The sequence below is a fragment of the Bhargavaea beijingensis genome (genome assembly GCF_900101985.1).
In the GTDB taxonomy this organism is placed as follows: domain Bacteria; phylum Bacillota; class Bacilli; order Bacillales_A; family Planococcaceae; genus Bhargavaea; species Bhargavaea beijingensis.
The window spans coordinates 45,357-57,968 of the sequence record NZ_FNAR01000015.1 but is presented as its reverse complement, the minus strand read 5'-3'; the positions used below and the strand labels follow the sequence as shown (position 1 = coordinate 57,968).

Annotated in this window: 13 protein-coding genes; 2 read left to right on the top strand and 11 right to left on the bottom strand. The window is 53.2% G+C overall.

Features of this window, described 5'->3' with window-relative positions:
- Positions 1–409: 409 nt before the first annotated feature.
- The 5 genes from BLT01_RS11155 to BLT01_RS11135 all read right to left on the bottom strand — a co-directional run bounded on the left by BLT01_RS11155 (position 410) and on the right by BLT01_RS11135 (position 4,263).
- Positions 410–679 (bottom strand): hypothetical protein, encoded by a 270-nt coding sequence (locus BLT01_RS11155; protein ID WP_092097765.1) that lies wholly within the window; start codon positions 677–679, stop codon positions 410–412.
- A gap of 17 nt (positions 680–696) precedes the next feature.
- Entirely contained in the window at positions 697–1,182 is a 486-nt protein-coding gene (locus tag BLT01_RS11150; protein ID WP_092097771.1) for a tetratricopeptide repeat protein, read from the bottom strand.
- Between the two features lie 26 nt (positions 1,183–1,208).
- Entirely contained in the window at positions 1,209–1,988 is a 780-nt protein-coding gene (gene nadX, locus BLT01_RS11145) for an aspartate dehydrogenase (protein WP_092097764.1), read from the bottom strand.
- A gap of 176 nt (positions 1,989–2,164) precedes the next feature.
- Positions 2,165–3,811, bottom strand: coding sequence for an MDR family MFS transporter (locus tag BLT01_RS11140; protein ID WP_092097763.1), 1,647 nt, complete (start codon positions 3,809–3,811; stop codon positions 2,165–2,167).
- 5 nt (positions 3,812–3,816) lie between these two features.
- On the bottom strand, positions 3,817–4,263 hold the full coding sequence (locus tag BLT01_RS11135; RefSeq protein ID WP_176765128.1) for a MarR family winged helix-turn-helix transcriptional regulator: 447 nt from the start codon (positions 4,261–4,263) through the stop codon (positions 3,817–3,819).
- 163 nt (positions 4,264–4,426) lie between these two features.
- Between BLT01_RS11135 and BLT01_RS11130 the strand changes: the two genes are divergently transcribed.
- A complete protein-coding gene (locus tag BLT01_RS11130) occupies positions 4,427–5,947 on the top strand; it encodes an FAD-dependent oxidoreductase (RefSeq protein ID WP_092097761.1) in 1,521 nt (506 codons plus the stop codon).
- Between the two features lie 73 nt (positions 5,948–6,020).
- Here BLT01_RS11130 and BLT01_RS11125 read toward each other — a convergent pair whose 3' ends face one another.
- The 6 genes from BLT01_RS11125 to BLT01_RS11100 form a co-directional block, all read right to left on the bottom strand.
- Positions 6,021–6,812: an ABC transporter ATP-binding protein gene (locus BLT01_RS11125; protein WP_092097760.1), complete on the bottom strand. Its 792-nt coding sequence runs from the start codon at positions 6,810–6,812 to the stop codon at positions 6,021–6,023.
- Positions 6,813–6,896: 84 nt separating this feature from the next.
- Positions 6,897–7,559, bottom strand: coding sequence for a phosphate signaling complex protein PhoU (phoU, locus tag BLT01_RS11120; RefSeq protein ID WP_176765127.1), 663 nt, complete (start codon positions 7,557–7,559; stop codon positions 6,897–6,899).
- 25 nt (positions 7,560–7,584) lie between these two features.
- Entirely contained in the window at positions 7,585–8,415 is an 831-nt protein-coding gene (gene pstB, locus BLT01_RS11115) for a phosphate ABC transporter ATP-binding protein PstB (RefSeq protein ID WP_376739632.1), read from the bottom strand.
- Positions 8,416–8,436: 21 nt separating this feature from the next.
- Entirely contained in the window at positions 8,437–9,348 is a 912-nt protein-coding gene (gene pstA, locus BLT01_RS11110) for a phosphate ABC transporter permease PstA (RefSeq protein ID WP_092097758.1), read from the bottom strand.
- Between the two features lies 1 nt (position 9,349).
- Positions 9,350–10,297 carry a phosphate ABC transporter permease subunit PstC gene (gene pstC, locus BLT01_RS11105; protein ID WP_092097757.1) on the bottom strand — a complete coding sequence of 316 codons (948 nt, stop codon included), beginning with the start codon at positions 10,295–10,297 and terminating at the stop codon, positions 9,350–9,352.
- Positions 10,298–10,376: 79 nt separating this feature from the next.
- On the bottom strand, positions 10,377–11,378 hold the full coding sequence (locus BLT01_RS11100) for a PstS family phosphate ABC transporter substrate-binding protein (protein WP_092097756.1): 1,002 nt from the start codon (positions 11,376–11,378) through the stop codon (positions 10,377–10,379).
- 306 nt (positions 11,379–11,684) lie between these two features.
- Here BLT01_RS11100 and BLT01_RS11095 point away from each other — a divergent pair, with 306 nt between their 5' ends.
- Positions 11,685–12,431 carry a toxin regulator gene (locus tag BLT01_RS11095; RefSeq protein WP_092097755.1) on the top strand — a complete coding sequence of 249 codons (747 nt, stop codon included), beginning with the start codon at positions 11,685–11,687 and terminating at the stop codon, positions 12,429–12,431.
- The last annotated feature ends 181 nt before the right edge of the window (positions 12,432–12,612 follow it).

The following is a 12,612-nucleotide window of genomic DNA, read 5'->3' as shown; positions in this document are numbered from 1 at the left end:
AGTTGATCGCGATTGGTTCCATTCGATTTCGACAGCATATTCATCACCCGTTTTGTAGTCTGTTAATTCGATTATATAAACAGGTACGGTTTGCCTCAATAAGCCATATGGCGGATTGAAGCGGAGGGCCCGAGACACCTGCGGGAAAAGCGTTAGCCGAAGACCCCGCAGAGCGAAGCTCGAGGAGGCTAAGGCAACGCCCGCGGTAAGCGAGGGCCCGCAGCGTAAATCCGGAGGATTTTATGGAAATGAAAAAAACTGCAGACAACGGAGTAATATACTCACTTTGTCTACAGTCTGAAATGCACCCTCAGGGGTGCATTTTTTAATCCGTTATGTGCTATTCAGTTTCAATCCTCTTGTCCGGTCAGCACCCGCCGTCTTTGGGCCTGTAACGGGACATTCAAAATCACTTCGGATCTTTCAGGGAATCCACAAGCGTTTTAGCGTCTATCATTGACAGGCCCTTTTCCAGCCTCAGATATTTTATGGTCTTGATGTCTCCAAGTGTTCTTAGCTTTTCTTGTGCCAAAGCTGCCAATTCATCGTTTGATTCCTTAGGCAACACTCTCTTGTTCTGTTGTCTTAAAACCTGTATTTTCCTGGACTGCCCAACAACAATTAAAAGCAGGCCGAGATTTAAGATTAATGAAGCGGCCAAAACCAAACTAATACCCATTTATGCACCTCCTGAAGTCACTCCCACACTTGATCCAGATGCCCGGCATAGAAGCGGATGGCTGCTTCATACTTATTGATTTCGCCGTCCGCCGCAGTGTCAGCAAGATTAACCAGAAGCAATCGCATCGCCTCCTTGTGTTCTCCCAGGTTGTAAAGGGTCATCGCCCGGAACACCTGCAAGGCACGGTCTTCCGGGAAGCGGCCGGATCCTTTCTCCAGCACGGCAAGTGACTGCCTGTAGCGGCCGAGCGTACGCAAGGTGCTTCCGAGACCGAGGTAGGCGTCTTTTAGTTTGCTTTCCGGAAGGCCGAGCAAAATGGCCCGTTTATAATAAGGAACAGCGGAAGTTTCTTTTCCCGTCCGGTCCATTGCCCGTGCGCATTCAAACTGGAGCCGGGCGTCATCCGGATGATCTGCCGCCAGCAGGATCAGCAGTTCCCCGGCTTCCTCCAGCCGGCCCGCCTTCCCGAGGGAGCGGGCCTGTTCAAGCTGATCCTTCATCTTGAGTTCTTCCTTCCTTTTCAGCTTCATCCGATGATGACCGGATTTCCTTTGTTCTGAAGGACCGATAGGATGCTGAGCGCAGCAAGGTAGCTTGTTTTCGGATTGCCGGGCATGGGTGTATTTTCGGTTTTCAGCATCATCTTGCCAAAGCTGCCGTCCGCTTCAATCAAATGCGTATTGCGTTCGACAGCGGGATCGGCAATGATACGGACCCTCGTCTTGTCTGTCCCGAGTCCGGCGAGTGACAGTAGCAGGGCGACGTTGATGTTTTCCGGGAACTTGCCGATCGCCTCGCCGGCGGATCCTTCAAACAATAATTTTTCTTCATCCATCGAATCCAGCCCAAGTGATCTCGGCGACTTCCGTGTCGTGATGCTCACTTTTTGGAGACCGCCGATCGCGTTGGCCGACTGCAGCAGATCGAGACCGCCGATCGCCCCGGACGGAAGGAAGACCGACCGGCCGTTTGCCTGAGCGGTTTTCCGCACGTCTTCCAGAAAACCAGCGTCCTTGAACGCCCCGATGCTGGTGGCAATGAAGTCTTTCCCGTTCTTCAGCACTTCGACGGCACGAGCGGCCGCCACTTCAATCGCCGCCGCTTCGATCACGACGTCGATGCCCGAAGCGATGAACTCATCGACGTCTTCATAAAACCTGGTGCTGTAGCGCGCTGCAAGCTGCTTTCCCGCTTCCCGGTTCCGTCCGCAAACCGCTTTGATCTCCCCGTCGACGAGCTTCTCCTCATTCACGCATTCCAGCAGATAAGTCGCAATGTTTCCCGTCCCCAACACACCGATGTTCATTGCCCCAGTCCCCTTTCTCCCTGTTTCAGCTGAAAGCGGCTCACTCGCGGAAAAATGCGACGCATTCCCCCTTTGACTCCACACTATCAATCCAGCACGCCGCCTGCAAGCCGCTTCCCCTCCCAGACAAAAACGCCATGCGCATTCCGTTCAGGAAAGCGCATGGCGTTTTTTGATTACTTTTCGTTCTGCATCACAGGCTTCGCAGGAGTTTTACCTTTATCCACTGTACCTGCATCCGGCTTCGCCGAAACGAGCGGAATGGCGCGCAGGAATACGGCCAGCAGTACCGCGATGACCATGATGATGCCGCCCGCAAGGAATGTGGTCGTCAGTGCATCGCTGAACACGTCCCTCACAGAAGCAATGAGCCCTTCTGCGACCGGTTTCAGGTCGGCCGGCATGGATGCGAGTGCCTTTTCAAGCTTCGGCTGATCCAGCAGCATTTCCGGGTTCACGAGCGCACCGAGTTCCTTGGCCTGTTCGGGCGGAAGTTGCGACATCACGCTCGCCCCTTCCCCGCCTTGCGCATAAGCATCCTTCATGCGCGAGGCCATCCTGGAACTCATGACCGCGCCGAGAATCCCGATGCCCATCGTGTTTCCGAGCGAGCGGAACAGCTGGGACGAGGCGGAAGCAACGCCGAGTTGACCTAGCGGAACGGCATTTTGTACGGTGAGCGAGAAGACCGGCATGCTGGCGCCGAGCCCGATGCCAATGATGCACAGATAGCTGATCAGAACATAGACCGGCGTCGCCGCATCAATCATGGACAGCAGGAAGATGCCCATGGAGGTGATGCCGAGGCCGGAAATGGCAAGCCCCTTGTATTTGCCCGTCTTGGTCATATAGCCGCCTGCAAAAGTCGTGGCAAACACCATGACAATCGACATCGGCATCATGATATAACCCGAGCCACTCGGCGAGATTCCCTTGACTCCCTGGATGAAGAACGGCGTATAGATCATAACGCCCATCATGCCCATCCCGAGCAGGAAACCGCAAAGATTCGAAACGGTCACGATATCATTTTTAAACAGCGACAGTGGCAATACCGGTGTCTGCACTTTTGATTCGACAAAAATGAAGATTGCAAGCGAGACCGCAGTCAATCCGAACAGACCGAGAATCTGCCAGGACGACCAGGCGTACTTTCCAGCCCCTTCTCCGGCCAGGCTGAATGCGAGTAGAAGGGAAACGATCGTAATGGTGAGAAATGCCGATCCAACGTAGTCAATGGACTCTCCTTCCCGCTTCGGCACGCTCGGAAACAGCTTAAAGATCATGCCGAACGCTACGATTCCGAGCGGAAGGAAGATCCAAAACACCCAGTGCCAGTCGAGGTGATCGACGATGAAGCCGCCCATGAGCGGCCCGAGAACGCTCGAAATCCCGAAAATCCCGCTCATAAGGCCGGTCCAGCGGGCACGTTCACGGGGAAGATAGAGGTCGCCGACCGCCGTGAAGGCCGTCGACATGATCATCCCGCCGCCGATTCCGGTAAGACCACGCAAAATGATCAGCTGAAAAATCGTCGAGGAAAAGCCGGACAGAAAGGCTCCAACCATGAAAAATCCGATTCCCGCCAGCAGAAACGGCTTCCGGCCGTAGATATCGGACAGCTTCCCGACAAGAATCGTCGCCACGGCCATCGTCAGCAAGTATATGGTGATTACCCACGTGTAATAGTCCATCCCGCCGAGGCTGGCAATGATCCTTGGCATGGCGACCCCTATGATCGTTTGGTTGATGGCCGAGAAGAACATCGCGACCATGATAGCGATCATGATCGTCACTTTCTGCTTGTCTGACAAATGATTCATGCTTGTTATTTGTCCTCCTCTTTTTCCCACAGCTTATGTGCTGCCTGCCCAAAAATACGAACCAGCGTATCCAGGTCATCTTCGGACAGATGGCCGAAAACCCGCTTCATTTCGGCGCGCCCTTTTTCCCTGAGTTCCCCCATCACCCGCCGCCCCTGTTCGGTCAGCTCCAGGTACACAACCCGCCGGTCTTCCTCATCCCTGATCCTTGTAACAAACTCCCGCTGAATCAGTTTATCCGAAGCGCTTGTCACCGCTCCGCCGGTCAGCTGCAACGCATCCGCAAGGCTGGACATGCGCACCCGGCCTTCCCGCTCCAAGAGGTGAACCAGATACGCCTGGGAGCCCGGCAACTGCGATTCAAAAATACGGGACCACTTTTTCCCCATTCCCCGTGTCACTTCCCAGAACAGTTCTTCAAAACGGGCAAACCCTTGATCATCGTTTGGCATGTTGACCTCCTGATTACTTTCTCCGCTAAATGTTTTAATCATTAAACCTTTTAACAGTATAAATATCTAACATGCGGTTGTCAATCGGATCGACCGGCACGTTTAGCGTCTCCATAGAAAGGAAGAGAAAAAGAGAAACGTATTTTGGACAGGAGGCGTTCAAATGGAGGAAAAGGCGATGGGAATGAATCAATCCTTTTGGCGTGCAAGTGCGGTGAGGAGCGGTTATCCGGAGTTGTCGGAGGATGTTGAAGCGGATGTCGTAGTGGCAGGCGGAGGAATTTCCGGGGTGTTGGCCGCTTACTCGCTTGCCGAAAAAGGCAGATCGGTCGCCCTGATCGAAGCACTGAAAATGGGAAGTGGGACCACCGGGGGGACCACCGGAAAACTAACTGCCCAGCATGGGCTCATCTATCATGATCTTTTGGAACGTCACGGCGAGCAAACAGCCCGTCAATACTTTGAGGCCAATCAGGAAGGCCGGCAGCTGATTGAATCCCTCGTCCGCAAGCACGGGATTGACTGTGATTTCAGGAAGACGGACGCCTATGTCATCTCCCGCTCAGAAGATGGAATCGGCAAACTGAAAAAAGAGGCAGAAGCTTACAGCCGGCTGGGCATTCCCGGCAGAATGACCAAATCATCTCCGCCCGGATTTGAATCGGCAGCGGCACTGGTTATGGAGGATCAGGCAGAGTTCCATGCGATGAACTTTCTGCACGGGATCCTGCAGGAACTGGAGTCGATGGGCGTGCAGCTTTACGAAGGTACCAGATACATGGAGGCAGAGCAAAATGGGGACCGGCTGGTCGTCCGGACCAATCAGCCGTACACAGTGACCTGCAGCCAAATCGTACTTGCGACCTTGTTCCCCGTCGAGGATCCCGAGTCATTTTATTCAAACACGATGAAACCGTTCACTTCCCATCTGACTTCTTTCACGCGTGGAAATATTGAATGGGGAAATGGCATGTACATCACAGAAGATTCACCGACGCGGACATTCAGAACATCGGAAGCGGAAGACGGCCGGCTTGTATGGATCATCGGCGGGGAAACCCATCCGACAGGAGACGGCTCCTCGGTCTCCGGCCGTTACAGAGAAATCCGGACATTCGCCAAAGAAGCTTTTGGGCTGACGGACATGCAGACATACTGGTCCGAACACGATCTCGTTACCCCCGACAAACGACCGTATATCGGTCCGCTTGAAAAAGGCGGCAGTTCCATCTATGTCATGACGGGCTACGGCAAATGGGGGCTCGCCGCATCTGCTTGCGCAGCCCGCGTTATCGCCGGCCTGATTACAGGAGAGGATCACCCCTGCAAGGAACTGTTTGACCCTCACCGGCAGCTGCCTGAAGACACCGGCAATCAGAACGGCGGCAACGACAAAGATGAAGGCAAGAAAAACGAGTCCACCACTGTATCACGCATTGCCGCAGAGCTCGAAGACGGCCAGGCTATTCGCATGGAACGAGATGGAAAGCCGGTCGGCATCTATAAAGACGAAGACGGCAGCACCCACATACTCGACCTTTCCTGCACCCATCTTGGCTGTGAAGTGGCATGGAATGACGGTGACAGAACTTGGGACTGCCCATGTCACGGCTCGGTCTTTGACAGCACCGGCAATGTCTTGGCGGGACCGGCCAAGACACCGCTGAAAAAGCTGGAACGTTAAGAGATCGCGAAAGAATGCAACAGGGATTGTCCGTGTGGATCATGGACAATCCCTGTTGGATGTATGGCATGGATCATGTTCTGACTGTACGAGCCTTCGAGAGCAACGGTCGGCCATCGTTCCAGAAGACGTTGACAGGCATGCCGAAAAACTCGGAAAGACGGTCGCCGGTAACAAGCCTTCGCGTATCTCCGGCATCAAAAACGTTTCCTTCTTTCAAAAGAAGTGTCTTGTTGAAGACCGGCAGGATCTCCTCGATATGATGCGTGACATACAGGATGGTCGGCGCATCCGGCTTTTCCGCAATCCGGCCGATCGATTCCAGCAGTTCCTCGCGGGCAAGAAAATCGAGCCCGTTGGTCGGCTCATCCAAAATCAGCAGATCCGGATCCGCCATGAGCGCCCTGCCGATCAGCACCCGCTGTTTTTCTCCCTGAGACAGCGTATCATACCGGCGGTTGGCGTATTCCAGGCAACCCAGTTCTCTGAGGATGCCGACGCCCTTTTGGTCGATCTCTTCTGTTGTCTCCTCATACAGACCGAACGAGGCATACGCGCCGCTCAGGACGACCTCATACGCATTGTCCCCCGGCTCGAGCTTTTGCTGGACCAGTGACGAGACAAATCCGATCCGTTTGCGCAACCGCTCCGCCAGATATGTCTTCCCGAACTCCATGCCGAGCACACGGATCGTCCCGCTTGTCGGGAACAGATAGGCATTGATGAGCTCGAGGAGCGAAGTCTTCCCCGCTCCGTTCAGCCCGTAGAGCACCCAGTGCTCCCCCTTTTCGACTTTCCAATCGATATCTTTTAAAATCCATTTCCCCTCCCGCTTGCGGGAGACGTTCTCCATTTCGATGATCACGGCTTCACCTTCTTAATGTTCTGACTATATTGTACACCTGATTGGTCATAGGAAAAAGAGGCCCCATGCCGGAGCCTCTTTTCATCATTCATTCAGATTCAGTGTTTTACCCTTGACCATGAAGATGATGTTCTCGGCCATGTTGGTGGCGTGGTCGCCGACACGCTCGAGGTGTCGGCAGATAAAGGCCAGCTGGGTGATCTGGTTCACATGATCCGGATTCCGGTGCATGTAGCCCATCAGTTCCTGGATGAGCCGGCCGTAAGCCTCGTCGATGGCATCGTCTTCCTTCGCAAGTTCGAATGCAAGGTCGATATCTTCGAGATCATAGGCATCAAACGCTTTCCGGAGCATGACCTGCACCGCATCCGCCATCTTGGGGATGTCGATGATCGGCTTGATCAGCGGCTCTTCACCGATGTGAATGGTGGATTTGGCGATGTTCACCGCGAGGTCGCCGATGCGTTCCATGTCGGTCGAAATCTTGAGCGCGACGATGATTTTGCGCAGATCTGTCGCAACAGGCTGCTGCTGGGTGATCAGCTGGATTACTTTCTGGTTGATCTCTTCATCCAATGCATTGATTTCAGCGTCCTTCTGCTTGACCGCATTGGCGAGCATCAGGTTTTGGGCCTTCAGCGCTTCCATCGAATCCCCGAGCTGCCGCTCCGCGAGATCCACCATCCGCAGCAGGGTGCCCTTCAGGTCTTCCAGTTCCGATTGGAACGTCTTCCGTACATTCCCCATATTCCTCAACTCCGTGACCCCCTTTTTAGCCGAACCGGCCGGAGATATAATCTTCGGTCCGCTGGTCGGCCGGGTTCTGGAAAATCTTATCCGTATGGTCGAACTCAATGACTTCGCCGTTCAGAAAGAACGCCGTCTTATCCGAAATCCGTGCGGCCTGCTGCATGTTGTGCGTGACGATGATGATCGAATAGTTTTCTTTGAGTTCCTGGACGAGCTCTTCGACTTTCAGAGTCGAGATCGGATCGAGGGCGGATGTCGGTTCGTCCATGAGGATGACGTCCGGCTCGATCGCCAGTGCGCGGGCGATACAGATCCGTTGCTGCTGGCCGCCCGAGAGCGAGTAGGCGTTCGTGTTCAGGCGGTCTTTGACTTCATCCCAGATTGCCGCGCCGCGAAGGCTCTGTTCAACGATTTCATCAAGAATTTTTTTGTTCTTGATGCCATGGATCCGAGGGCCGTAGGCGATGTTGTCATAGATCGACTTCGGGAACGGGTTCGGCTTCTGGAACACCATGCCGACACGCGTGCGAAGTTCCTCGACCGAATACTTGGCGTCGAAAATATTGCGGCCGCGGTACAGGATTTCTCCCGATGTGCGGACACCGTCAACGAGTTCCACCATGCGGTTAAGCGTCTTGATATAGGTCGACTTCCCGCAGCCCGAAGGACCGATGATTGCCGTGACTTCGTTTTCCCGGATCGGCAGATCGATATTCTTCAGAGCGTGGTGGCTGCCATACCAGAGATTCAGCTGCTTTGTATCATAGACGACCGGCTTTGCCGCTTCCCTGACCGGTGCTTCCGGCGGGCTCACGACCGCTTCAGTTTCGGTTCGGTTCATCAGTTGTACCATTCCTTTTTCTCCTCTCGGTTCTCAGTACCGCTTCTGGAATTTATTCCGGATCAGGACAGCAATCGAATTCATGAAAAGCAGGAACGCCATGAGAACAATGATGCCTGCTGAGGCAACTTGCTGGAAGTCGGCCTGTGGCCGCTTTGCCCAGTCGTAGATCTGCATCGGAAGCGCCGTGAATGTATCCGTGACGCCCGTCGGCAGGAAGTGGATAATGACCGGCACGCCGATAACGATCAGCGGTGCCGTTTCCCCGACCGCACGCGACAGGGCGAGGATGCTGCCTGTCAGGATGCCCGGAATCGCGCTCGGAAGCACGACGCGGACGATGGTCTGCCATTTGGTTGCCCCCATCCCGTACGACGCTTCCCGCACGTCCTGCGGCACGGCGCGGATCGCTTCCTGGGCGGCGACGATGATGACCGGCAGGATGAGCAGGCTCATCGTGAAGCCCGCGGCCAGGATGCTGTTTCCGAGGGCGAGCGCCCGGACGAAGATTGTCAGTCCCAGAAGGCCGAACACGACGGACGGGACGCCCGCCAAGTTCGAGATATTCATCCGGATCAAGTCATTGATCCGATTTTTCTTGGCGTATTCTTCCAGGTAGATCGCCGTCCCGATTCCGAGGAACATCGAAACCGGCGCGACGACCGCCATGAGCCAGAGCGATCCGACGAGGGCGGCCTTTATGCCGGCCTTCTCGGGGATTCGCGATGCGAAGTTCTGGAAAAATTCCGCGGACAGGAAGCCAAGGCCCTGCGACAGGATCCTGTAGAACAGAATCCCCAGCACAAGCAGCGCCACGAGTGTCGCCATGAAGAACAAGGATCTGAAAACCGTATTGATGACTTTCCGGCCGTCCATCCGTTTGGTGACGGAATCCGGATCGATATAGCGTTTGCTGACTCCGGGCTGCTGTTCAGTGATTCTCATCTTAGTACGCCTCCCTGAATCGTTTCGTGATGCGGCTTGCCAGGAAGTTCATCAGCAGGGTGAAGAGGAACAGCGTGAAGCCGACCGCATAGATCGAATAGTAGATCGGAGTGCCGTAACCCGCATCACCCGTGGAAACCTGGACGATATAGGCGGTCATTGTCTGGACGGAGTCGGTGAAGTTCGCATCAAAGCGCGGTGTCGAACCGCCTGCAAGCGACACGATCATCGTTTCCCCGATCGCACGCGAGGTGGCGAGGACGACCGATGCAAGAATTCCGGAAAGGGCCGCCGGCAGGACGACTTTGATCGCAACCTCGAACTTCGTCGCGCCCATCGCGAGCGCCCCTTCCCGCATCGCATTCGGCACGGCACTCATCGCGTCTTCGGAAAGCGAAGCGATCATCGGGATGATCATGAATCCGACCACGATCCCGGGACTGAGGGCGTTGAAGATCTTCAGGTCCGGGATGATCGTCTGAAGGACCGGTGTCACGAAAGTCAGGGCGAAGAATCCATAGACGATTGTCGGGACGCCCGCCAACACCTCAAGGACCGGCTTGATGATCCGGCGAGCGGTGTCCGAAGCATATTCGCTCAGATAAATCGCTGCCGCGAGGCCAATCGGGACCGCCACGATTACAGCGATCAGCGTAATCTTGAGCGTGCCGGCGATCAGCGGCAGGATGCCGAATTTCGCTTCCTTGTTGGAGAACGGCAGCCACTCGGTTCCGAAGATGAACGACAGGATCGGCACTTGCCTGAAGAACGTCACCGTCTCAAAGATCAGCGTCGCGACAATTCCGATCGTTGTGAGCACGGAGACGCCTGCAATCAGGAAAAGAATGACCGGGATGATTTTCTCAATGGCTTTTTTACGTTTGTTGTTTCCGGCTTTGGCAATCAGTTCCTGTACGGATGCCCGTTCCCGGGTAGTCGGATTTACCATCATTTACCTCCATTTATTTGGAAAGCAGAAAGAAATGAGCAGCGGAATGCCGCTCATTTGCCCTGCAGAGAGATGAAAGTCACTTTTTGAATTCTTCCAGCTTTGCTTTCTGTTCGTCCGTCACTTCCTGGGGAAGGCTGACATAGCCGACGGCTTCAGCCATGGCGCCTGCGTTATCCAGTGCGAACTCGAAGAAGTCGTAAGTTGCCGCGTCGTTCTGAAGCGCCTCGTTGCTCACGTATGTGTAGAGCGGACGGGACAGCGGCGAGTAGTCACCGGATTCGATCGTTTCGTTCGTCGGTTCTACGCCGTCGATTGCGACTGCTTGGATGGTGTCCTGGTTGGCCACATAGTACGAATATCCGAAGAAGCCGATGGCATTCTTGTCGCCCTGAACGCCCTGTACCAGGACGTTGTCGTCTTCGGAAAGCGTGGCGTTCTGGACCATGTCTTCCTCTTCAAGGATGACTTCATTGAAGTAGTCATATGTGCCGGAGTCCGTGCCCGGGGAGTAGAAGACGATTTCTTCATCCGGCCACTCCGGATTGATGTCGGACCATTTCTTTGTCGTGCCGTCTTCCACCCAGATTTTCTTCAGGTCCTCGACGGTCAGCTCGGTTGCCCAGTCGTTTTCAGGGTTGACGACCACTGTCAGCCCATCATAGGCGAGAAGGAATTCTGTGTAGTCGATTCCGGCTTCTTCAAGCTTCTGCTTTTCTTCGTCTTTGATCTCGCGGGATGCGTTCGAGAAGTCGGTCTCGCCGGCGATGAATTTCTCGAATCCGCCGCCTGTTCCGGATACACCGACCGTTACCTGGACGTCCGTTCCGGTTGCGGAATATTCTTCGACGAGGGCTTCCATGATTGGCGCGACCGTGCTTGAGCCATCGCCGGAAACTTCGCCTTCAACCGCTGCTTCAGAAGACTGATCTGCAGATTCGCTTGCCGTATCGCTTTCCGCTGCCTGTTCTTCAGTTGCTCCATCCTCTGCTGTGTCTTCTTCCACGTTGCCGCCGCAAGCGCCGAGCAGCAGAGCCGATGAAACGACAGTGAGTCCGAGATAGTGTTTCCAGCTTTTCATGTAAATGTTCCCCCTGTTGGTCGTAGTCGTTTTGTTTACATTCCCTACTTTAGCAACAGGTTGTTGAGGACAAATGAATTAGATGTAAATCGTTTGTAAACCGAGTCTGCAACAGGGTTAACAATCTTTACAAACCTCATTGAAAGGCTCAACAGCAAGGTTTAGCAAATGAAAACAGACACAGCCTAAAATTTATTGAGTTATAAATTACCCATCTAAATTCCGTATATTGTATAGAAATGTATATCTTTAGAATCAGTCGTCCTGTATAATTGAGGAAACTTTTGGATTAGGAGATGGCTAGCGTTGAAGGTCAATTGGAAGAGCAAAAAATTCTGGATACAAATTTTAATTGTCTTTGTTGTTTTTTTCCTTATTACCAGCCTCTCCGGCAACGCTTCCGAAAAGGAGCAATTGCTGGCTGAAAAAGATAAAGAACTGTCCTCGTTACAAGCAAAGTACGATGATCTCAATGGGAAGTTAAGAGAAAAAGAAGGCAAAATCAAAGACTTAGAGGCAAAAGTAGAAGAAGCCGAACCGTGGTTTGAGCTATCGGAAGCTGAAAGACAACGGAAAATTGATGAAGAAAAAGTAAAGAAAGAAGCAGAAGAGGCAGCAGCTAAAAAGAAAGCAGAAGAAGAAGAAGCAAAAGCCAAAAAGAAAGCGGCTGAAGAAGCAGCCAGAAAAGAGGCAGAAGAAAAAGAAGCCAAACGAAAGGCTGAAGAGGAAGCCAAGAAAGGTTATGAGACAGGAATCACATATGACCAATTGGCCAGGACTCCTGATGACTACATCGGGAAAAAAGTGAAATTCCACGGAAAAGTCATTCAGGTTATGGAAGGGGACGGCACCACTCAAATCAGATTTGCAGTTAACGAGGACTACGATACCATCATTTATGGGGAATTTGATTCTTCGATTGTTGATTCAAGAATTCTCGAAGACGATGTCATTACCATCATGGGAATATCCAGCGGTCTACTCACTTACGAATCCACCATGGGGGCAAGCATTTCAATTCCGGGCATCATGATAGATAAAATTGAACAGTAAAAAAGCAGGCAATGGTGCGTGAACAAACATCATTGCCTGCTTTTTGGTTTAACGGAATAAAAGTGTTCCAACTACGTTTTGTCATGAGAACGTTAAAACTGACCCCTTCAATACAGACAAAATTGAACCTTTCCATAAGTCAGCATTTCGGTATGATAGGTCTTATCTCATACAGAAAAGA